The sequence below is a fragment of the Achromobacter sp. SIMBA_011 genome (assembly GCF_046535435.1).
Taxonomy (GTDB): Bacteria; Pseudomonadota; Gammaproteobacteria; order Burkholderiales; family Burkholderiaceae_B; genus Achromobacter; species Achromobacter dolens.
The window spans coordinates 555,086-579,885 of sequence record NZ_JAWRWN010000002.1; the positions used below are offsets into that span (position 1 = coordinate 555,086).

The following is a 24,800-nucleotide window of genomic DNA, read 5'->3' on the forward strand; positions in this document are numbered from 1 at the left end:
GAATTATAAATGATAATTATTATTGTTATTGGGTGTTGCGCCCCGAGGGAAAGGGCGGACGGCCCATGCCGTCCGCCCGCGGCTCAGGCTTCGCCCTGTTCGATTTCTTCGAGCGAGCCCTGCAATTCCAGCCACTGTTCTTCCAGCGTCTCCATGCGCTTGCCGTGTTCGCCATGTTCGGCCATGACTTTCTGGCGCTCGGCGCGACGCGCATCGGAATACAGGTCCGGGTCGGCGATCACCGCGTCCAGGGCCTGCAGCTTGGCGCGCAGCTTCTCCATTTCGGTCTCGACCTTGGCCAGCCTGGCTTCCAGCGGCTTGCGCAGCGCCGACAGGCGCTGGCGCTGCTCGGCCTCGGCGCGGCGTTGCGCCTTGCGGTCGACCACGGCCTCGCCATTCTCGGCGTTCTCGCGGGCGGCCTCGGCGCGTTCGCCGGCGTTGCGGGCCGCCAGCCAGTCGCGGTAGTCCTCCAGGTCGCCGTCGAATTCGCGCACGGCGCCGTCGGCCACGATCCAGAAGCTGTCCACGGTGGTGCGCAGCAGATGGCGATCATGCGAGACCAGCAGCATGCTGCCGCCGAACTCGGCCAGCGCGGCGGCCAGGGCCTCGCGCGTCTCGACGTCCAGGTGGTTGCTGGGCTCGTCCAGCAGCAGCAGGTTGGGCTTCTGCCAGACGATCAGCGACAGGGCCAGGCGGGCCTTTTCGCCGCCCGACATTGGCCCGACCTTGCTGTTGACCGTGTCGCCCGAGAAGCCGAAGCCGCCCAGGTAGTTGCGCAATTCCTGCTCGCGCGTTTCCGGCGACAGCCGCGCCAGGTGGGCCAGCGGCGTGCTGTCCACGTCCAGCATGTCGAGCTGGTGCTGGTGGAAATAGCCGATCGCCAGCCCGCGCGAGGCGCGGCGTTCGCCGGCCTGCACCGGCAGTTCCTCGGCCAGGGTCTTGATCAGCGTGCTCTTGCCGGCGCCGTTGGCGCCCAGCACGCCGACGCGGCTGCCGGCGCGCACCATCAGCGTCACGTCGCGCAGGATCGGCACTTCGTTGCCGGCCGCGTCGGTGTAGCCGGCCGACAGGTGTTCCAGCGTCAGCAGCGGATCGGGCACCTGGTCGGGCGAGGGAATGCGGATGTCGATGCCGGCCTCGGCGTGCAGCGGCGCCAACACCTGCATGCGGGCCAGCGCCTTGACCCGGCTCTGGGCCTGCTTGGCCTTGGAGGCCTTGGCCTTGAAGCGGTCGATGAAGCCCTGCAGGCGCGCGGCTTCGCGCGTCTGGCGTTCGTAGGCGATGTTGGTCTGGCGCAGGCGCTCGGCGCGCTGCGTCAGGAAGTCGCCGTAGCCGCCGCGGTAGCGCACCAGCTTGGCGTGATCGAAATGCAGGATGGACTTGGCCACCGCGTCCAGGAACTCGGTGTCGTGGGAGATCAGCATGACGGTGCCGGGATAGGCGGCCAGCCATTTCTCCAGCCACAGCATGGCGTCCAGGTCCAGGTGGTTGGTGGGCTCGTCCAGCAGCAGCAGTTCGGACGGCGCCATCAGCGCGCGCGCCAGCGCCAGGCGCATGCGCCAGCCGCCGGAGAAGCTCGCCACCGGCTGGCTCCATTCGGCCGGCTTGAAGCCCAGGCCGGCCAGCAGTTGCTCGGCGCGCGAGGCCGCGCTCCAGGCGCCGGCCTCGACCAGCGCCGCTTCGACTTCGGCGATCTGCGTGCCCTGGTCGTCGGTGAGTTCGGCGCGGCGCGCCTGCAGCGCGCGCAGCGGCGTGTCGCCGTCGATGACGAATTCACGCGCGGGGCGGTCGTCGGCATGCAGTTCCTGCTCGACGCTGGCGATGCGCCAGCCGGCCGGCAGCGCCAGGTTGCCGGCGTCCAGGTCCAGCGCGCCGGTCAGCAGCGCGAACAGCGACGACTTGCCGGCGCCGTTCTTGCCGACGATGCCGACGCGTTCGCCCGGGTGCACCACGAATTCGGCGTCGTCCAGCAGCACCTTGGTGCCGCGACGCAGGGTCAATCCAGAGGCGCGGATCACGTCGTCAACTGCTCGCGGGTCAGCAGCAGCAACTGGTCGGACGCTTCTTCCGTATCCAGCCACACCGGCGACAGCTCAGGGAAGGCGGCTTCGAAGAAATCGCGCTCGTGGCCGATCTCCAGCACCAGCACGCCGTTCTCCGACAGGTAGCGCGGGGCCGCCTGCAGGATGCGGCGCACCAGGTCCATGCCGTCGGCGCCGCCGGCCAGGGCCAGGTGCGGCTCGTGGCGGTATTCCTGCGGCAGCACGTCCATCGAGCCGCTGTTGACGTAGGGCGGGTTGCAGACGATGACGTCGTACTGGCGTTCGGGCAGGCTGTCGAACAGATCGCTCTGGTGCAGCGCGAGGCGATCGCCCAGGCCGTAGTCATCGACGTTGCGGCGGGCGACTTCCAGCGCGTCGGGCGACACGTCGACGGCGTCCACCTGAGCGTAGGGGAAGGCCAGGGCCGACAGGATCGCCAGGCAGCCCGAGCCGGTGCACATGTCCAGCACGCTGTCGACGGCCTGCGCGTCCTGCACCCAGGGCGACAGGCCTTCGTCCAGCAGCTCCGCGATGGGCGAGCGCGGCACGATGACGCGCGCGTCCACGTAGAAGCGATGCCCGCGCAGCCAGGCCTCGTTGGTGAGATACGCGGCCGGCACGCGCTCGGTGACGCGGCGGTCGATCAGCTCCAGCACGCGGTTGCGTTCCTCGGTGAGCACGCGGGCGTCCAGGAAGGGCTCCAGCGTGTCCAGCGGCAGGTGCAGCGCGTGCAGGACCAGGTAGACCGTCTCGTCCCAGGCGTTGTCGCTGCCGTGTCCCAGCGCCACCTGGGCGGCGTTCAGGCGCGATACGCCGTAGCGGATCAGGTCGCGCAGGGTCAGCAGTTCTTGGCGGGCGGATTGATACATGAGAGGCTTTTTAAGCGGCGGGCAGGAGGTTTTCCAGCGTGCGCCGATAGATGTTTTTCAGCGGGTCCAGCGAGGCCAGCTCGATACGCTCGTTGACCTTGTGGATCGTGGCGTTGCAGGGGCCGAACTCGATGACTTGCGGGCAGATCTTGGCGATGAAGCGGCCATCGGACGTGCCGCCGGTGGTCGACAGCTCGGCCGTCACGCCGGTCTCGGCCTGGATGGCCTGCACCAGCGCATCGGTCAGCGAACCGCGCGGGGTCAGGAAAGGCTCGCCGCCCAGCTCCCAGTCCAGCGTGTATTCCAGGCCATGGCGGTCCAGCACTTCGTGCACCCGCGCCTTCAGGCCTTCCGGCGTGCTGGCGGTGGAGAAGCGGAAGTTGAACAGCGCCACCGCCTCGCCCGGCACCACGTTGGTGGCGCCCGTGCCCGAGTTCAGGTTCGAGACCTGGAACGTGGTCGGCGGGAAGTACTCGTTGCCCTGATCCCACTCGATCGCGACGATCTCGGCCAGCGCCGGCGCCAACTGGTGCACAGGGTTGCGCGCCAGGTGCGGATAGGCCACGTGGCCCTGGACGCCCTTGACCGTCAACGTGCCCGACAGCGAGCCGCGGCGGCCGTTCTTGCAGGTGTCGCCGAGCACGTCGCCCGAGGTGGGTTCGCCGACGATGCAGTAGTCCATCTGCTCGCCGCGCGCCTTGAGCGCGTCACAGACGATGGCGGTGCCGTCGATCGACGGGCCTTCCTCGTCCGACGTGATCAACAGGGCGATCGAGCCGCCGTGCCGCGGGTTGGCCGCCACGAATTCCTCGGCTGCCACCACGAAGGCCGCGATCGAGCTTTTCATGTCGGCGGCGCCGCGGCCGTACAGGTAGCCGTCGCGCTCGGTGGGCACGAACGGATCGCTTTCCCACTTCTCGCGCGGGCCCGGGGGCACCACGTCGGTGTGGCCGGCGAAGACCACCAGCGGCGCGGTGTTGCCACGGCGCGCCCACAGGTTGGTGACGCCGCCCTGGGCGATGGTTTCGCAGGTGAAGCCGAGCGGCGCCAGGCGCGCGGCCAGCGTCGCCTGGCAATCGGCGTCCGCCGGAGTGACCGACGGACGGGCGATCAGGTCCTTGACCAGATCCAGAACAACCGAAGGAGGTTGGCCCTCCTGCCGCTGCGCGGCTGCCTCCCCAAGGGAGGGTGCACGCCCTTCGGGCGGCCGTGCGGTCGTGCGCATTACGCCCTCAGCAGATCGTTGATGCTGGTCTTGGCGCGGGTCTGCGCGTCGACACGCTTGACGATGACGGCGCAGGCCAGGCTGTGCGAGCCGTCGGCCGAGGGCAGCGAACCCGGCACCACCACCGAACCCGACGGCACGCGGCCGTAGGTGACCTTGCCCGTGGCGCGGTCATAGATCTTGGTGCTTTGCGACAGGTACACGCCCATGGCCAGCACCGAGTTCTCTTCGACGATCACGCCTTCCACGACTTCCGAGCGGGCGCCGATGAAGCAGTTGTCTTCGATGATGGTGGGGTTGGCCTGCAGCGGCTCGAGCACGCCGCCGATACCGACGCCGCCGGACAGGTGGACGTTCTTGCCAATCTGGGCGCACGAGCCGACGGTGGCCCAGGTGTCGACCATGGTGCCTTCATCGACGTAGGCGCCGATGTTGACGTACGAGGGCATCAGCACCACGTTGCGGCCGATGAAGGCGCCGCGGCGGGCGACGGCGGGCGGCACCACGCGGTAGCCGCCTTGCTTGAAGGCGTTGTCGCCGTATTCCGAGAACTTGAGCGGCACCTTGTCGTAGAACTGCAGCGGGGCCTGGCCCATGATGGCGTTGTCGTACAGGCGGAACGACAGCAGCACGGCCTTCTTGATCCACTGGTGCACGACCCAGTCGTCGTTGATTTTCTCGGCCACGCGCAGGCGGCCCAGGTCCAGCCCGTCGATCGTGTGTTCGACGGCTTCGCGCACTTCGGCGCTGGCGTCGGAGGGCGACAGGTTGGCCCGGTCGTCCCAGGCTTTTTCGATGGTGGTCTGGAGGTCGAGAGTCATAGCGGCTCAGCTTTTCAAAAAAGGTTGATCAAACGGAAGTATGTACGAAATGGGCGATGCGTTCGGCCGCCTGCACGCAATCGGCCAACGGCGCCACCAGGGCCAGGCGGATGCGCCCCTGGCCGGGATTCACGCCGTGCGCTTCGCGCGCCAGGAAACTGCCCGGCAGCACGGTAACACCGGTACGGCCGTAAAGGTCACGCGCGAACGCGGTATCCGAACCCGGGGTGGCTGCCCACAGGTAGAACGAGGCCTGCGGACGCTGCACATCCAGCACGTTCTGCAGGATCGGCAGCACCGCCTCGAATTTCTCGCGGTACAGGCGGCGGTTGTCCTTGACGTGAGCCTCGTCGGTCCAGGCGGCGATGCTGGCCGCCGACACCAGCGGGCTCATGGCGCTGCCATGATACGTGCGGTAGCGCAGGAAGCGGCCGATCAACGCGGCGTCGCCCGCCACGAAACCCGAACGCAGGCCCGGCACGTTGGAGCGCTTGGACAGGCTGGAGAAGGCCACCAGGTTGCGGTAGTCGTTGCGGCCCAGGCGGCGCGCCGCCTGCAGGCCGCCCAGCGGCGGATTGCCTTCGTCCAGGTAGATCTCGGAGTAGCACTCGTCGGAGGCGATCACGAAGCCGTGGCGGTCGGACAGGGCGAACAGGTCTTCCCATTCGTCCAGCGTCATGACGTTGCCGGCCGGGTTGCCGGGCGAGCAGACGAACACCATGCGGGTCTTTTTCCAGACCTCGTCCGGCACCTGGTTCCAGTCGCAGGCGAAATTGCGCAGCGCGTCGGCGTTGACGTAATAGGGCGTGGCGCCGGCCAGCAGCGTGGCGCCCTCGTAGATCTGGTAGAACGGGTTGGGGCAGATCACCACCGACCCGGCCGCCGGATCGATCACGGTCTGGGTGAAGGCGAACAGCGCCTCGCGCGAGCCGAGCGCCGGCAGCACCTGGGTCTCGGCGTCAGGTGCCGGGATGCTGTAGCGCTGTGCCAGCCAGTTGGCGATGGCCTGGCGCAGCGCAGGATCGCCCTTGGTCGACGGGTACACCGACAGTCCGCCAAGGTTGTCGCGAATGGCCTGCGCAACGCGTTCCGGCGCGGCGTGTTTGGGCTCGCCGATCGACAGGTTGATGGGCGTCAGGCCGTCCGGTTGCGCAGTGGCCGAGGCCAGCAGGGCGCGCAGTTTTTCGAACGGGTAGGGGTGCAGGGCATCGAGGCGCGGATTCATGACGCAAGATTTTAACAAGCAAGCTACAATAGCGGGCTTGGCCTATTGCGAAGGTGGCGAAATTGGTAGACGCACCAGGTTTAGGTCCTGACGCCGTAACAGGTGTAGGGGTTCGAGTCCCCTCCTTCGCACCAACCCTATTCGGATCGTGACCGGCGCCCCGCCGTCACTGTCCCACGACTCCGAGCGATGACCCCGAGACATGTTTGTGTCTCGGGGTTTTTTCATTTTTCTCCCTTTGGAATGTCCTTATTAATCAAATGGTTGATAACCCAAGGGTTGTTATCAAATGGTGGATCAATCCTGATCGAGGCCTCGGCCCGGGCGCCGGGCTCACTTGCCTGTAGCGCGCGCCTGTACCGCATTTGTCTCGCTTGTTATAAAGAGGCCTGAAGCTTTTCTTGTCGAGCGAGGGTAAATTGTTGTCGATTCAATCACTTGGCCGCGGCGCATTGATGGTGTTGCTCGCCGGGCTCGCATCGGGCTGTTCTTCCTCCTCTCCCCTGAATGTCTGGTCGGCGCCGGCGTCGTCATCCGGCCCCGACTCGTCGCGCGTCAGTCTCGAATGCCGGGTGAGCCGCAGCAGTTGCCTGTATGACGGCAAGTACGAAGCGGGCGAGCGCGATTACGCCGAGGACGAGGCCAAGCGCCTGAACCGCGCCGAATTGGACCGGCTGCGCCGCGCCGCCGGCAATTGATCGAACAGGAACGGCCCGCCTGACCGCGGGCCGTTTTGTTGGCGGAATCGCTCGCGATGGAATACGGCAAGGCCTTTTTTGACCTGCAACTGCGCTTTGCGCAGGCGGCGCGCGCCCTGGCGGGAATTTCCCTGGAGCGCGCCGTGATGGACTACACCAATGTCTATATCCGGTTTGGACTGGGTCGCGACTTCGATGCCGGTCATGCGGCCTGGCGGGAATACGCCGACGGGCTCGTGGCTGCGCCGGACATTGGTGACTGGACGTATCGACATTACCTGCGGCTGGGCGCGGACCGGCCAGGCGTGGACACGTCCGGCGCCGTTTCTGGCTGTTTTTCCTACGTCATGCAGGATGCCGCCACCGTGCGGCTGCATTTCCGCAATGCCGAGCCGGCGCCGGCATCGCCGCTGAACGGCAGCCGCCTGCCGCTGAGAATCGACGAATTGCGGTCACTGTTTCATGCCATCCGGCGGGATCGGCCAGCAGCCAGGAGGGTGGCGGGAACGTCATGGCTGTACAACCTGCCGGCCTACCGGCGCTGTTTCCCGGCGGATTATGTCGGCAGCCTGCGCCTGGCGGGTGATCGCTTTCGCAACGTGTCGCTCTGGGGACAGTTCCTGCGTCGCGATGGCGCGTTGAGAGCGCAAGCCGTGCGGGAGTTCGAGGCGGGCTGGGCGCGAGCGGGCGATGTCCGCGATCTGGCGGCATGCTTTCCGCTGCGGGCGCTGGCGGCCGAGGCGCCGATCGCGGCGTTCTATCGGCACTACGGCATAGCGCAGGGCTGAACCGGCGGCCCCTCGCTGTCCGCCCGCGGCCCCGCGGCCGCCTAGCGCGTCGCGGCCTGCAGCCGGATGCGGAACGTCGCCCGCGGATCGTTGAACGCGCTGGCGCTGTCGGCGCCGATATCGATGCGTGCAGTGCCGGCGTTGGCGTACGACCTGTTCGAAAAGTGCTTCACCACGTCGCGCCCGGAGACGATGTCGGCCAGGTAGATGGCAGGGCTGAAGTCGACCTGCCCGTGGCGCAGATCGGCGGTCACGGCCACCAGCGCCCAATGACATACCCCTTGGCCGTAATAGTCCTCGTCGCGGAATCGGTCGAGGAGGATTTCGGCGCGATAGCCGCCATCGGCGGCGGGCTCGAATGAGACGGGCGCGCGTTGCTCCGGCACCACCGTGGCGCCGGTGACGGCGGTCAGCGGCACGCAGTCCGGGTTCTCGACCCGGTAGTCGGCATGACCGTCAATGCGTTCGAAGGGGCCCGGCGCGTCCTCGACGCGCACGCTCAGGTCCACGCGCTGGCGCGCTTGCGGATCGGGGTGCGCAACGACGTTCGCGGCCAGCGCGCAGGCCGAAGCGGACACGGCCGCAAACACCGGCAGGGCAATCGAAACGAGGCGGCGCGTCATGACGTTCAGCGGGCCGGTTTGGCGGGGGCCAGCGTGTCGTACTGGTCGATCTGGCCGACGTCCACCCAGCCGGCCGCGCAGTCGCCCTGGTAGTCGTCATCCTTGGTGCGTTCGCAGGCCTGGCCGCGCTTGGCCCGCTTCCATTGCACCGGCAGGTCGGCGTCCTTGCACAGCGCGTTGCCACGGCATTCGGGCACGCTGGCGGTGGGCACGGCGATCACGTAGTGGCGCTGTTCCTCGCCCTTGCGCACCATGGCCGGAATGCAGACGAACTGGCGGTCCATGACGTGAGCCACCGGTTTGCCCTGGCCGTCGACGCGGTCATTCAGGTCAACGCCGCCGTCGCCGGCGATCGAGCCGAAGGCGGCGCCTTCGCCGCAGTCGCCCAGGTACATCACGGTGTAGCCGTCGGCGCTGCATTGCGCGCTGTTGCCGCCGTCGGCGTGACACTCGATCCGCGAGGCGGGCGTCATGGCGGCCAGCTTGGCCTGCGCGTCGGCGACCGAGGTGACAGGGGCGGCCAGGGCGGCTCCAGCGCAGAGGCTGGCGGCCAGGGTGGCGAACAGGCGGGACAGGCAGATCGTCATGGATGCTTCCATTGGGTGATGGGGAAAACAGCGGGCGGCGGCGCTCACGCGGTGGCGGCAAGGGGGGGTTGCTGCCTGCCGTAGAACACCCGCGCGCAGACCGCGCCGCTTATCAGGCCGGGCACGCCTCCCAGGAACATTGGAAAGCTCATTTCGGGCAGGGTGTATTCGCGCACCGCGAAGCCCAGCAGGAAGGTGAAGGCGTAGAGGCCGCCCAGCAGCCCCGGCCAGCAATACGAGCGCCATGACGGGGTGGCGGGGCGGCAGGCGCCCGCCACCAGGCCGCACAGCAGCGCGGGCACGCCGCCGTACAGGTACGACCAGGGCACCAGGAAGATCGACGTGAACAGCGCCTCGACGCTTATCGAGGAGATGGCCACGAACAGCGCGAAGACCAGGGTGCCAACCGGGGGCCCCAGTGCGGCGAACAGGGCGGCGCCGGCGGCGGCCGAGCGGGCAATGTCGCCGCGCGTTTTGCCGGCGGGCCGGCGCGCGAGGCGCCACGTCAGCGCGCCCAGCGACATGGCGGCCAGTACACACACGGATAACAGCAGCACAGCGTGGCTTCTCAGACGTCGGTGGGTTTGTTGGGAAACAGGTTCAGGGAAAGGATCGCGTCGGGATACGTCGCGAGCAGCATGCCGGACAAATGGCCATGCAGCGCGCCGAACAGCGGCCAGGTCAGCGGCTCGCTGCCGGGCAGCAGGTCCAGCAGCATCAGTTGGCCTGTGCGCACGGTGCCGACGAAGTAGGCGCGTTCGTCATGCTGGCCGGTGGGCGTGGCCCGGTAGATCTTCGTGGCGCGGCCGCTGTCGTCCTTGCGCCAACTGTTACCGCTGGTCGTGGTTCGGACGCTGAGGGGGGCGATGTCTGCCTGGATGGTCTCCCAAAGGGTGCGGGCGTTGGCGGCGTATACGACGATGGTCATGGTGGGCGTTGTCCTATTCGAAAAATGGGTAACGCGAGGCCAAGCACGGCAAAGTTACCAACGCCGCCGCGCCGCGGCAAGCGCCGCCGCGTTCCGCCGCATCGTCAGTCGCCCGCCAGTTCCCGCAGTTCGGCGGCGCGGCTGATATTGAGCAGCATGGGGCAGTATTCATACATGGGCGAACCGACGTGCGCCCCGGCCAGGGCGCAATGGCCGTTGCGGTAGGCCAGCCAGGCTTTCTGCGTCTGTTCCAACTTGGTGGCGTCTTCCGGGAAATCGCTGGCCAGGCGCGCCTGGATCCGGGCGTAGAGCGTGTTGATCTCCCGCTTGGCCGCCGCCGAGACGCCTTCGGCGCAGGCGCCCACGGTGCCGTTGTTGGTGACGCCTGCGTCGCGCAGGCAGCGGTCGTACTGGCCCATGTAGTCCGGCGTGGAGGCGCCCAGGACCAGGGCGGGAGACAGCATCAGGGAGAGGGCGAAGGCGTGTCGGATCATGACGGCGTGGATGGGAAACAGGGAAGGGGCGCGCGGCATGGCCGCGCAGGCGAAGCATACCGCCCGCCGCCGCCGTTCGTCCTAGCCGTGTTGCAGCATGGCGGGGGGCGTCATCGTCAAGTACTGTCAAGAACCAGCAGGAATTTTCATTGCTTTGAAGTCGCAATTCCCGGCGCGGGCTACCGTCGGGTTTTCTGTTGCGGAGGCAAGTCATGTATCCCTTATCGAAACGCTGCGGCGCGGAATTCTTCGGCACTTTCTGGCTGGTGCTCGGCGGCTGCGGCGCGGCGGTGCTGGCCGCCGGGTTTCCGCAGTTGGGCATCGGTTTCGCCGGCGTGGCGCTGGCGTTCGGCCTGACGGTGCTGACCATGGCGTTCGCGGTCGGCCATATCTCCGGCGGGCACTTCAATCCCGCCGTCACGGTCGGGCTGGTGGCCGGCGGTCGCTTCCCGGCGCGCGAGATCCTGCCGTACGCGCTGGCGCAGATGCTGGGCGCCATCGCCGCGGCGGCGGTGCTGGCGGTGATCGCCGATGGCAAGCTGGGCTTCGACCTCAAGGGCAGTCACTTCGCCGCCAACGGCTACGGCGCCTATTCGCCCGGCAAGTATTCGGTGGCGGCCGCGCTGGTCACCGAAGTCGTGATGACGGCGGGGTTCCTGTTCGTGATTCTGGGCGCCACCGCCAAGCGGGCGCCTGCCGGTTTCGCCGCCATCCCCATTGGCCTGGCGTTGACGCTGATCCACCTGGTCAGCATTCCCGTCACCAATACGTCGGTGAATCCGGCGCGTTCCACCGGCCCGGCATTGTTCGTGGGTGGCTGGGCGCTGGAGCAACTGTGGCTGTTCTGGGCAGCGCCGATCGCCGGCGCGATCATCGGGGCGCTGGCCTACCGGCTGGTGAGCGAGCCAGCCTCGCAGGCGTAAGGAGCGGGGCGCGCCGACCCGGGTCAGTCCATCGCCTGCAACCGGGCCAACTGCGCATCGCTGGGAAACCCGCGGGTGCGGTAGCGCACCGGATAGAGGTTCTCGCGCTCGAGCAGCGGGGCCAGCATGGCCACCGCCTGCGTCCAGGCGACCACCCGGACTTCGCCGATCTCGTCGGTCGCGTCCGGGCGCACCAGTGCCAGACGGTCGACCTCGGGCAGCGAGGTGTCCACGCCGCGGGTCCAGGTGGCCAGCGAGAACGAGGCGTCGGCGTCGCCGTCCTGCACGAACAGGTTGTAGGTGGCGACAAACACGTCGACGCCCTGTTCCTCGTAAAGATGGTCCAGCGCCTCTTTCTGGGCGTCGTAGTCGCCCTTGGCCAGCGTGCGCGCCAGGTGGGCCTGGCGCTGCAGCAATTCGTCGTGCGGCGGCCGGTAGCGTTCGACGCCGGCCTCGCCATAGCGGTACATACAGGGCGAGACGGGCCGGCCGTGCGGGATGACCTGCTGGCACAGCTCGGCCATCTTCATCAGGCCTTCGGTGTCGTTGTCGCCGCTGACCAGCAGCAGGTCGCGGGTCGGCATCATGAAGACCGGCCGGCCGCGCACCGGGACGCGCTCCAGCATGTCGGGCAGCAGCACGCGGCTGATGTCATAGCCGTCTTCCCAGCCGCCGCCGTAGACGCCCGGCGCCACCTCCACGAAGTTGTCGGCCGAGTCGCGCAGATTGTCGATGGCGATGGCCAGCGCTTCGTCGAACGTGATGCCCCAGGAGGCTTCGGGCCCGTTGGTGAGGGTGGCGATGGATTCCGGCCGGTCCAGCGCCAGCAGCACCACGCAGTCGTCGCCGAAGGGGCGCACGGCGGGCTGGAACGCCGCGTCGTTGCCGTCGTTGCGCAGGTGGTGCATGCGCACGGCCTCGACGGCGCTGCGGCCACGGATGACGGGACGCAGCAGCGCGCGCGCTTCGGCCAGCGAGTGCGGCATGGCCTGGCCGCTGCTGAGCAGGGTGGAGACATAGCCCTGCAAGGCGCCCTGGCGTTGTCCGCCGCGGGCATCGCAATAGGCGTGGTAGGCGTTGTGCAGGTTGAAGTAGGCGCTGTCACCGTGCAGCAGGCGGAACTCGTCGGCCTTGTAGGTGAGCTCGCCGGTGTAGCCCCGTTGCCGGACGGCGGCGATGAACAGCGTGGCGAACTGATCTTGCGTGGGCTTGCGCCGGAACAGCGAGTCTAGGAATCCCATGCTTGTCTCACCTGGTGGGGGCGTCGCTATGCCGGTCTGGGGTGTAATCGCGGTTGGCCGAGCTTGAACCAGGCCCGGGTGATGTGCTGGCCGCGCACTTCGTAGATCGCGACCACGTCGATCTCGCCGGGGCCGTCGGCGAAGTTGCGGGTGACGATCTCCTGGTCCACCACGATGTCGCCATTGACGATCCGGTTGACCAGCCTGCCGTGCAGGTCGGGTTCCTGGAAGCGCTCGAGGTGGCGCGCGCGGATTTCGGCGCGGCCGCTGGCCAGCAGCGTGTCGGGAAAGGCGTAATACTGGCAGTCCTCTGCCCAGGCCGGCATGAACGCCTCGATATCGCGGGCGTTGTAGGCGTCCAGTTGCCGCTGCACCACGTCGGCGGGGCGGGCGGGGGACGCGTCGCGTGCCGCGGCCTGCTGGCGGATGCGCGCTTCGGTGTCGGCGTCGAGCAGCCGGCGGATCTCCCGGAACAGGGGCAGGGCGTCGGTGTGCTTGCGGCCGTAGTCCAGGTTGAACGCATAGTCGAAGTCCGGGGCATTGGCGCCCTGGTTATGTTGCAGCAGCGTCTCCAGCTTGTCCATCGCCTTCACCGCGCGGGCCTCGGGCGAGCCGGCCTTGTCGTAGTCGTCCCACAGGGCCAGCAGCCGTGCGCGCGCCGGGGCGTCCAGCGCAGCGGCCAGTTGCAGCAGGTCGAGCCGTTCCTGGGCGCCCTTGTCGGCGCCCGTCGCCTGCTGCGTCGCCGGGATGTCGCCATGGATGGCCTCGCCCAGGTCGTGCACTACGCACAGCCGCAGGATGCGGGCGAAATCCAGGTCCGCCAGGCCGTCTTCGAGCATCATCGCCATCAGGCACAGGCGCCAGGTGTGCTCGGCCGTGCTTTCCTGGCGTCCGCCCGAACTGCGGGCGCTGCGCAGGACGTCTTTCAGCTTTTCGGCTTGCCGCAGGAACTCGAGCCGGCCCTGTAGTGTGTCGGTGTCCATGAATCAGGTTGTCGTAAGTCTGTTCTCAATACGCTCGCGCGTATCGCTTCCCGCCAACGAGTGTATCTTGTGACCGCCGCGATGACGCCATCCGCGCCCGCCGGCCCTGAGCAACCGGCCTCGGCCGGCCGCGGCGGGCGGGTCCGGGTCGGGCTGGTTGTACATTACGCACTATCACCCGCTACATCTTTACAGGATCGCTCTCCCATGACCGCCCCGGAAGTCGTCATCTCGCCCTCCATCACCTGCGCCAATGACCAGCCCTTCGTGCTGTTCGGCGGAATCAACGTGCTGGAATCCAAGGATCTCGCGTTGCGCGCCTGCGAGGAATACCAGCGCGTGACCACCAGACTCGGCATTCCCTACGTGTTCAAGGCGTCGTTCGACAAGGCCAACCGCTCGTCGATCCATTCCTACCGCGGCCCAGGCCTGGAAGAGGGCATGAAGATCTTCGAGGCGGTCAAGCAGAACTTCGGCGTGCCTGTGATCACCGACGTGCACGAACCCTGGCAGGCGGCTCCCGTGGCCGAAGTGGCCGACATCCTGCAATTGCCGGCGTTCCTGGCGCGCCAGACCGACCTGGTGGTGGCGCTGGCCAAGACCGGCCGCGTCGTCAACATCAAGAAGCCGCAGTTCCTGAGCCCCACCCAGGTGCTCAACATCGTCGAGAAATTCACCGAGGCGGGCAACCAGCAGATCATCCTGTGCGACCGCGGCACCAGCTTCGGCTACGACAACCTGGTGGTGGACATGCTGGGCTTCGGCGTCATGAAGAAGGTGTCCGGCAACCGGCCGGTGATCTTCGACGTCACCCACGCGCTGCAGCAGCGCTCGGCACTGGATACGGCCTCGGGCGGTCGCCGCGAGCAGGTCGCGGAACTGGCGCGGGCGGGCATGGGCGTGGGGCTGGCGGGTCTGTTCCTGGAGGCCCATCCGGACCCCAGGAATGCCAAGTGCGATGGCCCCAGCGCCTTGCCGCTGGACAAGCTGGAGCCGTTCCTGACCCAGCTCAAGCAGTTGGACGATCTGGTGAAATCCTTTGCGCCCATCGATATCGAACCCTGATGCCGCCTGTCACCGCGGATCAGTGAAGTTGTTATACGATCCGGGCCACCAACTTTCGGGAGGCCTGGATGTCGTTTTACGCAATCGTCGCCGTTCGTAAAGAAGCCGTCAGCGGTCACGTCGCCTACGTGCGCTGGGGCCTGGCCGAGCGCGGCGTGCCCGGCTGGGTCAGCGACCCCGTGACGGCGGCGGTCTCCGAGGTCATCGAGGCCATCAAGGCCGGCATCGAGGTCGAGACGGTGATCAGCGTCGACGGCCTCTCCGTGGCCTCGCGCCCGGTGCGGATGCTGACCGACGACGACGGGCGCGAACACCTGGCGTCAGTGCCGATGCCAAGTTCCACCCTGCATACCATCTTCGATTTGCCGGAATTCTAGCGACGGCATGCCCGTACCGGTCCGACCGGTAGTTTTTTCACCCCCGAAGCGCCGATCCCGCGCCCCGCGCCGCGGGCATGGCGCTTGCTGCCGCCCCTGTCGTCATACCGCCGCGAGCCGCGCGGCCGCGGCGGGGCTTCAGGGGAACCAGCATGATGGACCACAGCGAAATGATGGCCCGCATGATCAGCAAGCCTGTCGCGTCCGGCAGGCCCGAAGGTTGGGATGGCATCCTGTCCGCCTATGCCGACTGCCTGATGCGGGTGCAGGGCCAATTGACGGACGACGACATGCAACGCTTTCTGGAAGTGGGCGCGCGGGTGTTCCGCAGTTGTTGCCAGGAGGACGCCCGGCAGCGCTGGACCGCCGAGCAATTGGCGGCCTACCACCGCAAACCGCGGGTTGGCGACTGACGAAGGCGGGCGCGCTCTGGCGCGCTAGAGGCACTGGCGCAGCGCGAACTTGCGGCCGAAGGCGCGTATTACGTCGCCGTCGATCGAGGCGGCAACGTCCCAGTGGTCGCCGCGCGTGATCAGCACCGATTGCGACGATAGCGCATGGCGCAGCGCGAACATCCAGAACGCCGCTTCCGAGCCGACCGGCGCGAGGTCATGCGGCCCGATGCGCAGTCGCGCCGGCCGGGGCGTGGCGCCCAACGACCAGCGCAACGCGACGCCCAGGAAGGCGAAGCGAGCCATCACCGATGACGGTTGCACGCAAAGCACTCGGATCTTGGGTTGCATGGTCACTGGACCTCCACGAGGGTGACCCAGCGTAGCAAAGAAGATTTCATCCTTCCATACTGCATTTGGATTACCAGCGGATTGCGTCCGGGGCGGCGGGCATCAGTCCGCGGGCAGGCGGGTAAAGAGATTGGTGACGATCATCTGATCGGGACGCTTGGTGCCCGGCGTCGCCGGCGGCATCAGCTTGTCCATTTCCTTGCGGTCCTGCACGCGGGTGAGCGTCAGGTGGTCGCCCTGGATCTTCACGTAGCGGATGGAAGCCTCGCCGATCTCGTATTCGCTGGTGGATTGCTCCAGCGTCTGCTCGATGCGCTTGGCGTCGAGCCAGCGATAGGTGCCGCTGGAAAGCGCGCCCGGCCCCTGCATCGACCAGGTGCCGTCGCTGCGGAATTCGGCCACGCCGGCGCCGCCAGAAGGCTGGGGCGGCAGCGCCTGACCGTCGACGGTGCGCAACATGGTCTGGTGCCGCCATTTACCGACAAGGGCCTGCGCGGCGGCTTGCTGCGTCGGTGGTTGGGCGGGCGCCGCGGCGGGCAATAGCACGGTGCCGCCGAGCAGGGCGGCCAGGGCGTATAGGCGCAGGAGCTTCATTTTGGTGGGGCGAGGGATCCGGGTTGCGGGGGCGGGGGCCGGTCGCCAGGGGCGGCCCATCAAACGCGTTGTTGCATTATGCGCGACGACGGCGTTTGCGGCGAGTGCTGATCCCGCTCGCCGGGGGGACGCGCTCAGGTCCGGCGCAGGCCCGCGAGCAGCAGATCCAGCGCCTGAAGCGCCTGCGCCAGCCGCCCCTGGCTGTCGTCTCCGGCGATCCAGAGGGCGCTGTCGGCCAGCCCGCCATGCAGCATCCGCGCCAGCGCGTCGGGCTCGGCCGGGCCGATGACGCCTTGCGTCATCAGGGCCTGCAGCAGCGCGCCCAGCGACGCGGTGCACTGTTCCTGCGCGGCGGCGCCGCCGGGGCCCAGCACCGCGCGCGCGTCCTGCAGCACGATCCGGCGGATTTCGGGCTCGGCCGCCATCGCCAGATAGGCCCGGCAGCGTTCGCGCAGGGCGGTCCAGGCATCGGGAGCGCCGCGTGCAATGGCCTGCAGGCGCGCCTCCATCTCGCGGTCGATCTGCGCCGCGACCGCCGCCAGCAAGCCCTGCTTGTCACCGAAATGGTGATACAACGCTCCTCGGGTCAGCCCCGCGGCGGCGGTCAGGTCGTCCATCGACGTGCCCGCATAGCCGGCGCGGCGGAACGACTCGCGTGCCGTCGCCAGCAGTTTTCCGCGGGTTTCTTCGATCATCTCGGCGCGCGATCGCGACATGGCTGTCTCCAGTGGCATACGAGCCGTATGTTAATTGACATACGTAATGTATGTGAATACCATCTTGCATACGCTACGTATGTCAATCTGTCCGGCGTCGCTGCCGCCGGCTGCAACATCCCCAGAGGTACCGGGTGTCGAATCCCTATCGCGAATTGTTCCAGGCGCCCGGCGCCGCCGGTTTTGTCGCCGCCTGCGCCGTGGCGCGGTTGGCCCTGCCCATGATCGGCATCGGCATCATCACCATGCTGTCGCAGGTGCGCGGCGCCTACACCCTGGCCGGCGCGGTGGCCGCCACCTTCGCTTTGGCGACCGCGTTGCTGGCGCCGCGAATTTCGCGCTTGGTGGACCGGCACGGCCAGGGTCGCATCCTGCCGCTGGCCGCCGGCGCCAGCGTGGCCGGCCTGGCGGGCCTGGCCGCCTGCGTGCGCTGGCAGGCGCCCGACTGGACGCTGTTCGTGTTCGCCGCGCTGGCGGGCAGCCTGCCAAGCATGCCCGCCATGGCGCGGGCCCGCTGGACCGAGATCTACCGCGACCGGCCGCAGTTGCGCACCGCCTATGCCCTCGAGTCGGTATTCGACGAACTGAGCTTCATCATCGGCCCGCCGCTGGCCGTCGGGCTGTGCGTGATCCTGTTTCCCGAGGCCGGCCCGCTCGGCGCGGCCCTGCTGCTGGGGCTGGGCGTGACCGCCTTCGTGCTGCAACGGGCCACGGCGCCGGTGGTGCAGCCGCGCGAGGCGGGCCGCGAGTCGTCGGTGCTGGGCGTGCCGCTGATGCGCCAGCTAACCGCCATGATGGCCGCCATGGGCGTCATCGTCGGCACTATCGACGTCATGAGCGTGGCCTTCGCCCGCCAGCAGGGAATGCCCGCCGGCGCGAGCCTGGTGCTGTCGGCCTACGCACTGGGGTCCTGCGTCGCCGGGCTGGCGTTCGGCGTGCTGAAATTCCGGGTGCCCCTGGCGCGCATGTTGGCGATTGCCGCCAGCGTGACCGCCCTCACCACCTTGCCGCTGCTGTGGGTGGGTGATCTGCTGACGCTGTCGCTGGGCGTGCTGCTGGCGGGCCTGTCGTTCGCGCCGACCATGATCATCGCCATGGCGATGGTGGAGGCCAGCGTGCCGGGTCGCCGCCTCACCGAAGGCCTGACCTGGCTGGTGACGGGCCTGGGGGCGGGCGTCGCGGCGGGCGCCGCGCTGGCGGGGTGGATCGTCGACCGTCATGGCGTGGGGGCGGGGTTCTGGACCGCGGCGGGCGCGGGAGCGGTGGTGCTGCTGGTCGCGGTTTACGCGGCGCGCGGCGCCCGGCCTGCCGCCGCCGTGGCCTGAGCGCGGCCGGGGCGGCCACCCCGGATGTATAGAATGCCGGCAACGCCGCGCCGCGGGGCGAGGCGTCTACAAGGAGAACCAATATGTCCCGAACCGTCGTCAATCCCGACACCGTCTTCAATACCGTGCAATACGGCTTCAGCCAGGCTGTCATCGTCACGGGCCAGCGCCGCATGCTGTTGTCCGGCCAGGTCGGCGTCGATGCCCGGGAGCGCACTGTCGGCCCTGGCCTGCGCGAGCAGACCGACGCGGCGCTGGACAACATCGGCCGTGTGCTTGCCGCGGCGGGCGGCACGCTGGCGCAGGTCATCATGCTGCGTATCTACATCTGCGAAACGGCGCGCGAGGATCAGGAGGTGATCGCGCAGGCGCTGCGCGACCGCTTCCCGGTCGATCCGCCGCCGTCGTCCTGGATCATCGTCAGCGGCCTGTCGCTGCCCGAGTGGCTGGTCGAGATCGAGGCCGAGGCCATGCTGGACTGATCCGTCCGGCGCGCGCCTCAGGCAGGCGTCTTGTCTCGCCACGGCGTGGCCGCGAAGGCCTGGCGCAGGTGGGCGAGAAAGCCCGCGGTGCGGGCCGGCAGCTCCTGGCGCGATTTCACCAGCGCCACCACGTTGGCCTCGGGCAGAGTCCAGCCCGGCAGCAGCGGCACCAGCGCGCGCGTTTTCACATGCTCGGCCACGTCCCACTCCGAGCGGGCCACGATGCCGTGGCCGGCCAGGGCCCAGGCCACGGCGGCGGCGCCGGCGTTGCTGGATAGCACCGGCGCGATGCGCACGCCCACCGCCGGCCCGCGCCCGCGCTTGAAGCGCCACAGGGTCACGTCCTCCTCGTTCTCGCGCAAGGCGATGCAGTCGTGTTCGCGCAGGTCTTCGGGCTTGGCGGGCGCGCCGTGGCGCGCCAGGTAGGCGGGCGAGGCGCACAGGATGCGCCGGTTGGGCGCCAGCGGATAGGCCACCAGGGTCGAATCGCGCAGCTCGCCGATATGGATCATCACGTCCCAGTCGTCGCTGGCCAGGCGGGGAGGCCCGTCCGACAGGATCAGGCTGGCGGTCACGTTCTCGCTTTCCTTGCGAAACCCGGCTACCAGTCCGGCGACGTAGCGCTGGCCGAAGCCCAGCGGCGCCACCACGCGCAGGTGGCCGGCCACCACGCCCCGCCGGCCCGCCAGTTCATCGGCCAGGTCGTTCAATTCGCCGCAGATCTGGCCGGCTCGCAGCGCCAGCAGCCGGCCCTCGTCGGTCAGCGCGGTGCCGCGTCCCGAGCGATTGACCAACCGCACGCCCAGGCGCTTTTCCAGCGCGTGCAGGCGTTGGGTCACGGCGGGCGGCGTCACGTCCAGGGCGCGCGCCGCCTGCGCCAGCGAGCTGGTGGCCGCCAGGCTCAGGAAGAAACGCAGGTCATCGGTCGTGATCATTCAGAATCACCTTAATGATTGATTAAGAGATGATTAAACACGCAAGCCACGCGGCGCGCCATACTGCGGGCATGCGGTCGCGCCCCGGGGCGGCGCCCGTGTCGGTTTCCCTTTTTCCGCCCCTTCCTGTTTCGTCGCTACCGCCATGACCACTGCCTCTGCCACCCTCGATACGCTGGAAACGCCCTGCCTGCTGCTGGACGAAACCCGCATGACGCGCAATATCGATCGCCTGAACGCCCTGATGGCCGGCCACGGCGTGCAATTGCGTCCCCATCTGAAAACACCCAAGTCGATCGAGGTGGCACGCCGCGTCATGGCGCGGCCCGAGGGGCCGGCGGCGGTCTCGACGCTGCAGGAGGCCGAACAGTTCGCCGCCGCTGGCGTGACCGACCTGCTGTACGCGGTGGGCGTGGCGCCGGCCAAGCTCGGCCGCGTGCTGGCCCTGCGCCGCCAGGGCGTCGACCTGACTGTCGTGGTCGACAGTATTGACGCCGCCCAAGCGCTGGCGGCGCGCGTGCGGCAAGAGGGCGCCGCCATCCCCGCATTGATCGAGATTGATTGCGACGGCCACCGCGCCGGGGTGCAGCCGGGTCACACCGACCAGTTGCTGGCGATTGCGCGGACTCTGCATGCCGCCGACAGCCTGCGCGGCGTCATGACCCACGCGGGTGAATCCTACGGTTGCCGCAGCGTGCAGGCCATCGCCGACATGGCGGAGCAGGAGCGCGCGGCCGCGGTCGGTTGCGCCCAGGCCATCCGCGCGGCGGGCCTGCCGTGTCCGGTGGTCAGCGTGGGGTCTACGCCCACTGCGCATTTCGCCCGCAACCTCGACGGCGTGACGGAGGTACGCGCCGGCGTGTACGTGTTCTTCGACCTCGTCATGGCTGGCCTCGGCGTCTGCGACGTGGACGACATCGCCGCCACCGTGCTGACCACGGTGATCGGCCACCAGCCCGACAAGGGCTGGATCCTGGTGGACGCGGGCTGGATGGCCATGTCGCGCGATCGCGGCACTGCCAGGCAGCCAGTGGACCAGTTGTACGGGCTGGTTTGCGATGTCGACGGCAAGGTCTATCCCGACCTGCTGCTGGCCGAGACCAACCAGGAGCAGGGCATCATCAAGCTGCGCGCGGGCAGCGGCGCCGCCTTGCCGGAACTGCCGCTAGGCACCAAACTGCGGATCGTGCCGAACCACGCCTGCGCCACCTGCGCCCAGCACGACGCCTATGAGGTCGTGCGCGAGGGCGACCGCCGGGTCGTGGCGCAATGGCAGCGCTTTCGCGGCTGGTAAGTCGGCTGCCCGCAAAAGGACTCGAGATGGACCTGATCCACACCCCCCACGCCACGCCACCGGCGGGCCATTATTCGCAGGCCGTGCGCGCCAACGGCTTCGTGTTCGTTTCCGGGCAACTGGGGTTCCTGCCCGCCGCCAGTCCGCGCGAACGGCCGCAACTGGCGCAGGGCGTCGCGGCGCAGACCGAGGCCGCGCTTCGCAGCGTCGCCGCCATCCTGCAGGCCGCCGGCGCGTCGATGGGTTCGGTGGTCAACGTCACCGTCTACATTGCCGACGTCGGTCTCTGGAACGAAGTGAACAGCGTCTACGAACGCAGCTTCGGCGACCACAAACCGGCCCGCGCGATCGTGCCCACGCGCGAATTGCACTATGGCGCGCTGGTGGAAATCAGCGCCGTCGCCGTCGTTCCCCAGGGTTGAACAAGACCCCGGCGACAGCCCTGTCCGTATGCCGGCCGCCACCCTCGGGGACGGATTGGCCCGCCCACCTATAATGCGGGCGCCGCAACATCCCAGGGGAGTCCGTCCGCATGCAGTACGAATACCTGTTCTGGTCCATGGCCGCCATGGTGGCGGTGGCATTGGTGGGCGGGGCGCTCTGCGGCCGCCTGCATTCCCCCGGGCGGACGCTGGCCGGCGTGGCCGTGCTGGCCGCGGCGGTCTGCGCGGGCGTGGTGGTGTTGTCGCGGTCGGCCGGTTTCGGCGACCAGGCGGCGATGCTGGCGATCGCCGCGTTCATGTTCAGCCTGGTGATCGGCGCCGCCGCCGCGCTGCTGACGCGGCGTATCCTGCGGCGCCGTTGAGCGCTCATTCTTCGTCGTCGAAGTCCTCGTCTTCTTCGTCTTCCTCGTCCTGCTCCAGGGCGTCGTAGCCCTTCCAGGTGATGCGCCAGCGCGTGTCGCCGGCGGTCGCCGTCGTTTCGCTGATCTGCTTGACCAGGCCGGCGTCGGCCAGCAGGTCCAGGTGGTGCGCAATCAGTTGCAGGCCTTGCTCCTGCGCGTGGGGCGCCAGGGCAGCCTCCTTGATGTCGTGGGTGCTCAGGTTGGGGCCCGCCGCGTCGCGCAGGGCTCCCAGGATCGTGACGACCAGATCGAAATCGCGTTGCATGATGTCCGCCGTATGGGTTGGGGTGGAACAGCCCACAATAGCAGAGTTCCGTGGCGGCGACGCGACAGCCGGCCGGGTCGGTTACAGTGCGGGATTACCGATCACAGACAGGCTGTATCAATGAAGAAACCCGCCGAGCGCGATTGCCTCGCCCTGGTCCCTGGCTACACCGGCCAAGCCGCCAAGCTGTTCCTGACGCGCACCGAGGAGGGCGCCATCGTCGGCGTCACCGTGTTCGATCTGCTGGGGCACGTCAAGCAACAGGGCGATGCCCAGGCCGCCGCCGACTGGGTGGCCAACTGGCTCGCGCAAGAAGCCGACAACCGCAAGGCGCGCCGCACGCAACTGCAAGCCCAGATGTTCCTGTGCAAGCTGGTCGGCGACGAGAAGGCCGCGTTCCTGGACGCCCAGAAGCCGCTGCTGGCCGCGCTGGCCGCGGCCGGGGTGCGTAGCCGCAACGTGGCGGCCACGTCCGGCGCCGCCCGCCGCTCGCTGGGACCGGCTGTCAGGAAGCCTTAGCGTAAGGCTGTTATAGTCGCGCCTGGACGTGCACGCATCCGTGCGGGCGCGTCCACGCGGGCCTGGCTCGCAAGTCAAGGAAGAGTGATCATGGAAATACTGAGTCGGCATGTTGCCGACGTGGCGGGCGGCGTTGAGCTGCACACAACGCTGGATGGCGAGAGCATCAGCGTCTATGTCGTGACCGATGTGGACGATCTCAATGCGATTGCCGACATCGTGCCCCCCGAAAAAGTCGAAGCCGGCGCGGACATACACGCCGCCAGTGTCGACAATGTTGATAATGCGCAAGAACAAATCGACCAAGTCCTGGAAAATATGAATCCCGGCGACGTGGCGGTTTTCCTTTGCTCGGGCCCCGACGCTTTCGGCGCGGCGCTCGATCTGTTGGGTTTACCTATCGAAGAGTAAGCCTGACGGCAAACCAAAGTGCCCGTCCAAACGGCGTATGCATCCGGGTACGCTCTTTGCCGGCATTTATATAAGCCTTGATTGTTTTTTTATGATGCGTGGGTGTTTACACCTATGCAGGGCTTCTTTTTTCCTATGAAAACGTGCAAATTCTGTTCGCAGTTTCTCTTTGTTGCATTATTGGCACGTATTTTTTAGGATTATGTTGACTTGTGAGGGGAACATAACGATAGTGTCGGCACACGATCACAAGCGTTGCGATTTTCGTTCAGTGCCGTGCCTTTTCCGGCTCAGCGTTATTGTTCTACTGTCCCCTCCTTGATTGATTCGTGACCTCCGGGCATTTGCCCATTATCTCTAGGAAATACAGTATGGAAACCGGCGTCGTTAAGTGGTTCAATTCGGAAAAAGGCTATGGCTTCATCACCCCGGAAGCGGGTGGTAAGGACCTGTTCGCTCACTTCTCCGAAATTCAGGGCTCGGGCTTCAAGTCTCTGGAAGAGAACCAGCGCGTCAGCTTTGTGACGGCCAATGGCCCCAAGGGCCCGCAAGCCACGAAGATCCAGGTCCTGTAAGGTTCTGGCTTTTCGGAAAAGCCCCTTCGGGGGCTTTTTTGCGTTTGGGCTCCCCGCGGTATCCTTGCCCGTGTCTCCCGCCGCACAGCCTGGCCGGACCCGCCATCGACAGAGGACGATCTCCATGACCCACCCTGGCCAAGCCCCCGCATCCCTGACGCCGCAGGACGTCGTCGCGTTCTGGCGCGACGCCGGGCCGCGGCAATGGTTCACCAAGGACGCGGCCTTCGACGAGCGCTTTCGCCAGCATTGCGGCGCCGCCCACATGGCCGCCGCCGCGCGCCAGTTGGATGCCTGGCTGGATGAGCCGGACGGCGCGCTGGCCCTGATGATCCTGCTGGACCAGTACCCCCGCAACGCCTACCGCGGCACGGCTCACATGTTCGCCACCGATCCGCTGGCGCTGCTGTTCGCCGAACGCGCCATCGCCGCCGGCCACGACCTTGCCGTCGATCCGGCGCTGCGCCAGTTCTTCTACATGCCCTTCGAGCACGCCGAGACCGTGGCCGCACAGAACCGGGCGGTTGCATTGATGGAGCCGCTGGGCGCCGACGCGGTGCGCTGGGCCGTCCTGCACCGCGACATCATCAAGCGCTTCGGCCGCTTTCCCCATCGCAACGCCGCGCTGGGCCGGCAGACCACGCAGCCCGAGCAGGAGTTCCTGGACACCGGCGGCTTCTCCGGCTGAGCCCCGGCGGCATGGCCGTTCGACGCGAGCGTATCTGCTTGTATCGGTGCATGGCGAGTTGAAAGATCCGGGGCCGCGGCTCGGGTGGTGGCGCGGCGCGGGCATGGCGATCACCGCATATTTGACGTTTTTCCGGGTTCGCCAATACACTGGGTTCAGCGAGATTTTCAAGAGACGCGGTCTGCGTTTAACTTGTCGCGGTCAGTGGTGCTGCGGTTGCTTTCCTCTCCCATCCTTGATCATCTGGCGCCCCGCGAGCAATCGCTTCTTTAGGTTCGAGGAAATTCCATGGCAACCGGCATCGTCAAGTGGTTCAACGCCGAAAAAGGGTATGGCTTCATCATGCCCGACGACGGCAGCAAGGATCTGTTCGCCCACTACTCGGAAATCCGCAGCGAAGGCTACAAGTCGCTGCAGGAAAACCAGCGCGTCACGTTCGAGGTCGGTACCGGCCCCAAGGGTCCCAGCGCTAAGAACATCAAGGTGGCGGCCTGAGTACAGGTCCACGGCGGGCCGGATA

The 24,800-nt window shown here is 67.6% G+C and carries 33 protein-coding genes, 1 tRNA gene and 1 pseudogene; 17 read left to right on the plus strand and 18 right to left on the minus strand.

Translation table 11 applies throughout. The annotated features are described in order from the left end of the window. Positions 1-83 precede the first annotated feature (83 nt). The 5 genes from SB816_RS09760 to dapC are packed head-to-tail and all read right to left on the minus strand — an operon-like array spanning position 84 to position 6,182. Positions 84-2,018: an ABC-F family ATP-binding cassette domain-containing protein gene (locus tag SB816_RS09760; RefSeq protein WP_175142846.1), complete on the minus strand. Its 1,935-nt coding sequence runs from the start codon at positions 2,016-2,018 to the stop codon at positions 84-86. Continuing rightward, the gene (gene prmB / locus SB816_RS09765) at positions 2,015-2,911 is read right to left on the minus strand and encodes a 50S ribosomal protein L3 N(5)-glutamine methyltransferase (RefSeq protein ID WP_410546858.1); all 897 of its coding nucleotides are present in this window, start codon (positions 2,909-2,911) and stop codon (positions 2,015-2,017) included. Before prmB ends, SB816_RS09760 begins: the two co-directional genes overlap by 4 nt. Positions 2,912-2,921: 10 nt before the next feature. After that, entirely contained in the window at positions 2,922-4,136 is a 1,215-nt protein-coding gene (gene dapE, locus SB816_RS09770) for a succinyl-diaminopimelate desuccinylase (protein WP_254603828.1), read from the minus strand. Continuing rightward, positions 4,136-4,957 (minus strand): 2,3,4,5-tetrahydropyridine-2,6-dicarboxylate N-succinyltransferase, encoded by an 822-nt coding sequence (dapD, locus tag SB816_RS09775; RefSeq protein WP_006395964.1) that lies wholly within the window; start codon positions 4,955-4,957, stop codon positions 4,136-4,138. The genes dapE and dapD overlap by 1 nt, the downstream gene beginning before the upstream one ends. Positions 4,958-4,985: 28 nt before the next feature. Continuing rightward, positions 4,986-6,182: a succinyldiaminopimelate transaminase gene (dapC, locus tag SB816_RS09780; RefSeq protein WP_054502121.1), complete on the minus strand. Its 1,197-nt coding sequence runs from the start codon at positions 6,180-6,182 to the stop codon at positions 4,986-4,988. A 47-nt stretch (positions 6,183-6,229) separates the two neighbouring features. On the opposite strand from dapC, the gene SB816_RS09785 reads away from it, so the two are divergent. From SB816_RS09785 to SB816_RS09795, 3 genes are all read left to right on the plus strand, one after another. Next, positions 6,230-6,316, plus strand: a tRNA-Leu gene (locus SB816_RS09785). 321 nt (positions 6,317-6,637) lie between these two features. After that, a complete protein-coding gene (locus SB816_RS09790; RefSeq protein ID WP_064526422.1) occupies positions 6,638-6,880 on the plus strand; it encodes a hypothetical protein in 243 nt (80 codons plus the stop codon). Between the two features lie 56 nt (positions 6,881-6,936). Beyond that, complete coding sequence (locus SB816_RS09795) at positions 6,937-7,668, plus strand: hypothetical protein (RefSeq protein ID WP_064526425.1); 732 nt, start codon at positions 6,937-6,939, stop codon at positions 7,666-7,668. Positions 7,669-7,709: 41 nt separating this feature from the next. Here the strand turns inward: SB816_RS09795 and SB816_RS09800 are convergent, their stop codons facing one another. The 5 genes from SB816_RS09800 to SB816_RS09820 form a co-directional block, all read right to left on the minus strand. Then, a complete protein-coding gene (locus SB816_RS09800; protein WP_144657978.1) occupies positions 7,710-8,291 on the minus strand; it encodes a hypothetical protein in 582 nt (193 codons plus the stop codon). A gap of 5 nt (positions 8,292-8,296) precedes the next feature. Next, entirely contained in the window at positions 8,297-8,878 is a 582-nt protein-coding gene (locus SB816_RS09805; RefSeq protein WP_410546859.1) for a hypothetical protein, read from the minus strand. A gap of 44 nt (positions 8,879-8,922) precedes the next feature. Next, positions 8,923-9,435 carry a hypothetical protein gene (locus SB816_RS09810; protein ID WP_144657977.1) on the minus strand — a complete coding sequence of 171 codons (513 nt, stop codon included), beginning with the start codon at positions 9,433-9,435 and terminating at the stop codon, positions 8,923-8,925. A gap of 11 nt (positions 9,436-9,446) precedes the next feature. After that, complete coding sequence (locus tag SB816_RS09815) at positions 9,447-9,806, minus strand: hypothetical protein (protein WP_054502126.1); 360 nt, start codon at positions 9,804-9,806, stop codon at positions 9,447-9,449. A gap of 104 nt (positions 9,807-9,910) precedes the next feature. Continuing rightward, the gene (locus tag SB816_RS09820; protein WP_240806529.1) at positions 9,911-10,339 is read right to left on the minus strand and encodes a lysozyme inhibitor LprI family protein; all 429 of its coding nucleotides are present in this window, start codon (positions 10,337-10,339) and stop codon (positions 9,911-9,913) included. A gap of 173 nt (positions 10,340-10,512) precedes the next feature. Between SB816_RS09820 and aqpZ the strand changes: the two genes are divergently transcribed. After that, a complete protein-coding gene (aqpZ, locus tag SB816_RS09825; protein ID WP_410546860.1) occupies positions 10,513-11,223 on the plus strand; it encodes an aquaporin Z in 711 nt (236 codons plus the stop codon). A gap of 23 nt (positions 11,224-11,246) precedes the next feature. Here the strand turns inward: aqpZ and SB816_RS09830 are convergent, their stop codons facing one another. The 3 genes and pseudogenes from SB816_RS09830 to SB816_RS09840 form a co-directional block, all read right to left on the minus strand. Next, positions 11,247-12,464, minus strand: a complete 1,218-nt coding sequence (locus tag SB816_RS09830) for a hypothetical protein (protein ID WP_116791472.1) — start codon at positions 12,462-12,464, stop codon at positions 11,247-11,249. A gap of 26 nt (positions 12,465-12,490) precedes the next feature. Beyond that, complete coding sequence (locus SB816_RS09835) at positions 12,491-12,841, minus strand: nuclear transport factor 2 family protein (protein ID WP_258955738.1); 351 nt, start codon at positions 12,839-12,841, stop codon at positions 12,491-12,493. 36 nt (positions 12,842-12,877) lie between these two features. Next, positions 12,878-13,447 (minus strand): annotated as a pseudogene (locus SB816_RS09840) (HD domain-containing protein); the annotation flags it as partial. Positions 13,448-13,654: 207 nt separating this feature from the next. On the opposite strand from SB816_RS09840, the gene kdsA reads away from it, so the two are divergent. From kdsA to SB816_RS09855, 3 genes are all read left to right on the plus strand, one after another. After that, positions 13,655-14,512, plus strand: coding sequence for a 3-deoxy-8-phosphooctulonate synthase (gene kdsA, locus SB816_RS09845; RefSeq protein WP_054502130.1), 858 nt, complete (start codon positions 13,655-13,657; stop codon positions 14,510-14,512). Between the two features lie 68 nt (positions 14,513-14,580). Then, on the plus strand, positions 14,581-14,889 hold the full coding sequence (locus tag SB816_RS09850; protein WP_054502131.1) for a hypothetical protein: 309 nt from the start codon (positions 14,581-14,583) through the stop codon (positions 14,887-14,889). Positions 14,890-15,041: 152 nt separating this feature from the next. After that, positions 15,042-15,302, plus strand: a complete 261-nt coding sequence (locus SB816_RS09855) for a hypothetical protein (RefSeq protein ID WP_231133000.1) — start codon at positions 15,042-15,044, stop codon at positions 15,300-15,302. Positions 15,303-15,326: 24 nt separating this feature from the next. Here the strand turns inward: SB816_RS09855 and SB816_RS09860 are convergent, their stop codons facing one another. The 3 genes from SB816_RS09860 to SB816_RS09870 all read right to left on the minus strand — a co-directional run bounded on the left by SB816_RS09860 (position 15,327) and on the right by SB816_RS09870 (position 16,942). Then, positions 15,327-15,632 carry a hypothetical protein gene (locus SB816_RS09860; protein WP_336235099.1) on the minus strand — a complete coding sequence of 102 codons (306 nt, stop codon included), beginning with the start codon at positions 15,630-15,632 and terminating at the stop codon, positions 15,327-15,329. A 102-nt stretch (positions 15,633-15,734) separates the two neighbouring features. Continuing rightward, positions 15,735-16,226 carry a hypothetical protein gene (locus tag SB816_RS09865; protein WP_054502133.1) on the minus strand — a complete coding sequence of 164 codons (492 nt, stop codon included), beginning with the start codon at positions 16,224-16,226 and terminating at the stop codon, positions 15,735-15,737. A 134-nt stretch (positions 16,227-16,360) separates the two neighbouring features. Beyond that, the gene (locus tag SB816_RS09870; protein ID WP_410546861.1) at positions 16,361-16,942 is read right to left on the minus strand and encodes a TetR/AcrR family transcriptional regulator; all 582 of its coding nucleotides are present in this window, start codon (positions 16,940-16,942) and stop codon (positions 16,361-16,363) included. A gap of 134 nt (positions 16,943-17,076) precedes the next feature. On the opposite strand from SB816_RS09870, the gene SB816_RS09875 reads away from it, so the two are divergent. Together SB816_RS09875 and SB816_RS09880 are read left to right on the plus strand one after the other, a co-directional pair. Then, complete coding sequence (locus SB816_RS09875) at positions 17,077-18,267, plus strand: MFS transporter (RefSeq protein WP_144657974.1); 1,191 nt, start codon at positions 17,077-17,079, stop codon at positions 18,265-18,267. 83 nt (positions 18,268-18,350) lie between these two features. Then, a complete protein-coding gene (locus SB816_RS09880; protein WP_054502136.1) occupies positions 18,351-18,749 on the plus strand; it encodes a RidA family protein in 399 nt (132 codons plus the stop codon). A 17-nt stretch (positions 18,750-18,766) separates the two neighbouring features. Here SB816_RS09880 and SB816_RS09885 read toward each other — a convergent pair whose 3' ends face one another. After that, positions 18,767-19,684 carry a LysR family transcriptional regulator gene (locus tag SB816_RS09885; protein WP_054502137.1) on the minus strand — a complete coding sequence of 306 codons (918 nt, stop codon included), beginning with the start codon at positions 19,682-19,684 and terminating at the stop codon, positions 18,767-18,769. A 145-nt stretch (positions 19,685-19,829) separates the two neighbouring features. On the opposite strand from SB816_RS09885, the gene SB816_RS09890 reads away from it, so the two are divergent. The 3 genes from SB816_RS09890 to SB816_RS09900 all read left to right on the plus strand — a co-directional run bounded on the left by SB816_RS09890 (position 19,830) and on the right by SB816_RS09900 (position 21,783). Then, positions 19,830-20,978 carry a DSD1 family PLP-dependent enzyme gene (locus tag SB816_RS09890; protein ID WP_343719070.1) on the plus strand — a complete coding sequence of 383 codons (1,149 nt, stop codon included), beginning with the start codon at positions 19,830-19,832 and terminating at the stop codon, positions 20,976-20,978. A gap of 26 nt (positions 20,979-21,004) precedes the next feature. Next, positions 21,005-21,400: a RidA family protein gene (locus tag SB816_RS09895; protein WP_410546862.1), complete on the plus strand. Its 396-nt coding sequence runs from the start codon at positions 21,005-21,007 to the stop codon at positions 21,398-21,400. Between the two features lie 110 nt (positions 21,401-21,510). Then, positions 21,511-21,783, plus strand: coding sequence for a hypothetical protein (locus SB816_RS09900; protein ID WP_054502140.1), 273 nt, complete (start codon positions 21,511-21,513; stop codon positions 21,781-21,783). A gap of 4 nt (positions 21,784-21,787) precedes the next feature. Here SB816_RS09900 and SB816_RS09905 read toward each other — a convergent pair whose 3' ends face one another. Then, complete coding sequence (locus SB816_RS09905) at positions 21,788-22,087, minus strand: DUF2513 domain-containing protein (RefSeq protein WP_006395879.1); 300 nt, start codon at positions 22,085-22,087, stop codon at positions 21,788-21,790. A gap of 120 nt (positions 22,088-22,207) precedes the next feature. On the opposite strand from SB816_RS09905, the gene SB816_RS09910 reads away from it, so the two are divergent. The 5 genes from SB816_RS09910 (at position 22,208) to SB816_RS09930 (ending at position 24,775) form a co-directional block, all read left to right on the plus strand. After that, on the plus strand, positions 22,208-22,606 hold the full coding sequence (locus SB816_RS09910) for a hypothetical protein (RefSeq protein ID WP_064525937.1): 399 nt from the start codon (positions 22,208-22,210) through the stop codon (positions 22,604-22,606). A 90-nt stretch (positions 22,607-22,696) separates the two neighbouring features. Further along, entirely contained in the window at positions 22,697-23,017 is a 321-nt protein-coding gene (locus SB816_RS09915) for a hypothetical protein (protein WP_054502142.1), read from the plus strand. Positions 23,018-23,388: 371 nt separating this feature from the next. Further along, entirely contained in the window at positions 23,389-23,592 is a 204-nt protein-coding gene (locus SB816_RS09920; protein WP_006220190.1) for a cold-shock protein, read from the plus strand. Positions 23,593-23,716: 124 nt separating this feature from the next. Next, a complete protein-coding gene (locus SB816_RS09925) occupies positions 23,717-24,280 on the plus strand; it encodes a DUF924 family protein (RefSeq protein WP_054502143.1) in 564 nt (187 codons plus the stop codon). A 288-nt stretch (positions 24,281-24,568) separates the two neighbouring features. Then, the gene (locus SB816_RS09930; protein ID WP_006225311.1) at positions 24,569-24,775 is read left to right on the plus strand and encodes a cold-shock protein; all 207 of its coding nucleotides are present in this window, start codon (positions 24,569-24,571) and stop codon (positions 24,773-24,775) included. Positions 24,776-24,800 lie beyond the last annotated feature (25 nt).

Bases quoted from the DNA above. Each gene is read 5' to 3' on its own strand.
- SB816_RS09855 (WP_231133000.1), top strand. From the start codon at position 15,042: ATGATGGACCACAGCGAAATGATGGCCCGCATGATCAGCAAGCCTGTC.
- SB816_RS09820 (WP_240806529.1), bottom strand. From the start codon at position 10,339: ATGCCGCGCGCCCCTTCCCTGTTTCCCATCCACGCCGTCATGATCCGA.
- SB816_RS09910 (WP_064525937.1), top strand. From the start codon at position 22,208: ATGAAGAAACCCGCCGAGCGCGATTGCCTCGCCCTGGTCCCTGGCTAC.
- SB816_RS09905 (WP_006395879.1), bottom strand. From the start codon at position 22,087: ATGCAACGCGATTTCGATCTGGTCGTCACGATCCTGGGAGCCCTGCGC.
- SB816_RS09930 (WP_006225311.1), top strand. From the start codon at position 24,569: ATGGCAACCGGCATCGTCAAGTGGTTCAACGCCGAAAAAGGGTATGGC.
- SB816_RS09815 (WP_054502126.1), bottom strand. From the start codon at position 9,806: ATGACCATCGTCGTATACGCCGCCAACGCCCGCACCCTTTGGGAGACC.
- SB816_RS09925 (WP_054502143.1), top strand. From the start codon at position 23,717: ATGACCCACCCTGGCCAAGCCCCCGCATCCCTGACGCCGCAGGACGTC.
- SB816_RS09880 (WP_054502136.1), top strand. From the start codon at position 18,351: ATGTCCCGAACCGTCGTCAATCCCGACACCGTCTTCAATACCGTGCAA.
- SB816_RS09790 (WP_064526422.1), top strand. From the start codon at position 6,638: ATGGTGTTGCTCGCCGGGCTCGCATCGGGCTGTTCTTCCTCCTCTCCC.
- SB816_RS09805 (WP_410546859.1), bottom strand. From the start codon at position 8,878: ATGACGATCTGCCTGTCCCGCCTGTTCGCCACCCTGGCCGCCAGCCTC.
- SB816_RS09920 (WP_006220190.1), top strand. From the start codon at position 23,389: ATGGAAACCGGCGTCGTTAAGTGGTTCAATTCGGAAAAAGGCTATGGC.
- SB816_RS09800 (WP_144657978.1), bottom strand. From the start codon at position 8,291: ATGACGCGCCGCCTCGTTTCGATTGCCCTGCCGGTGTTTGCGGCCGTG.
- SB816_RS09885 (WP_054502137.1), bottom strand. From the start codon at position 19,684: ATGATCACGACCGATGACCTGCGTTTCTTCCTGAGCCTGGCGGCCACC.
- SB816_RS09890 (WP_343719070.1), top strand. From the start codon at position 19,830: ATGACCACTGCCTCTGCCACCCTCGATACGCTGGAAACGCCCTGCCTG.
- aqpZ (WP_410546860.1), top strand. From the start codon at position 10,513: ATGTATCCCTTATCGAAACGCTGCGGCGCGGAATTCTTCGGCACTTTC.
- SB816_RS09850 (WP_054502131.1), top strand. From the start codon at position 14,581: ATGTCGTTTTACGCAATCGTCGCCGTTCGTAAAGAAGCCGTCAGCGGT.
- SB816_RS09865 (WP_054502133.1), bottom strand. From the start codon at position 16,226: ATGAAGCTCCTGCGCCTATACGCCCTGGCCGCCCTGCTCGGCGGCACC.
- SB816_RS09830 (WP_116791472.1), bottom strand. From the start codon at position 12,464: ATGGGATTCCTAGACTCGCTGTTCCGGCGCAAGCCCACGCAAGATCAG.
- dapD (WP_006395964.1), bottom strand. From the start codon at position 4,957: ATGACTCTCGACCTCCAGACCACCATCGAAAAAGCCTGGGACGACCGG.
- SB816_RS09860 (WP_336235099.1), bottom strand. From the start codon at position 15,632: ATGCAACCCAAGATCCGAGTGCTTTGCGTGCAACCGTCATCGGTGATG.
- SB816_RS09895 (WP_410546862.1), top strand. From the start codon at position 21,005: ATGGACCTGATCCACACCCCCCACGCCACGCCACCGGCGGGCCATTAT.
- SB816_RS09900 (WP_054502140.1), top strand. From the start codon at position 21,511: ATGCAGTACGAATACCTGTTCTGGTCCATGGCCGCCATGGTGGCGGTG.
- prmB (WP_410546858.1), bottom strand. From the start codon at position 2,911: ATGTATCAATCCGCCCGCCAAGAACTGCTGACCCTGCGCGACCTGATC.
- SB816_RS09795 (WP_064526425.1), top strand. From the start codon at position 6,937: ATGGAATACGGCAAGGCCTTTTTTGACCTGCAACTGCGCTTTGCGCAG.
- SB816_RS09870 (WP_410546861.1), bottom strand. From the start codon at position 16,942: ATGTCGCGATCGCGCGCCGAGATGATCGAAGAAACCCGCGGAAAACTG.
- dapC (WP_054502121.1), bottom strand. From the start codon at position 6,182: ATGAATCCGCGCCTCGATGCCCTGCACCCCTACCCGTTCGAAAAACTG.
- SB816_RS09915 (WP_054502142.1), top strand. From the start codon at position 22,697: ATGGAAATACTGAGTCGGCATGTTGCCGACGTGGCGGGCGGCGTTGAG.
- kdsA (WP_054502130.1), top strand. From the start codon at position 13,655: ATGACCGCCCCGGAAGTCGTCATCTCGCCCTCCATCACCTGCGCCAAT.
- dapE (WP_254603828.1), bottom strand. From the start codon at position 4,136: ATGCGCACGACCGCACGGCCGCCCGAAGGGCGTGCACCCTCCCTTGGG.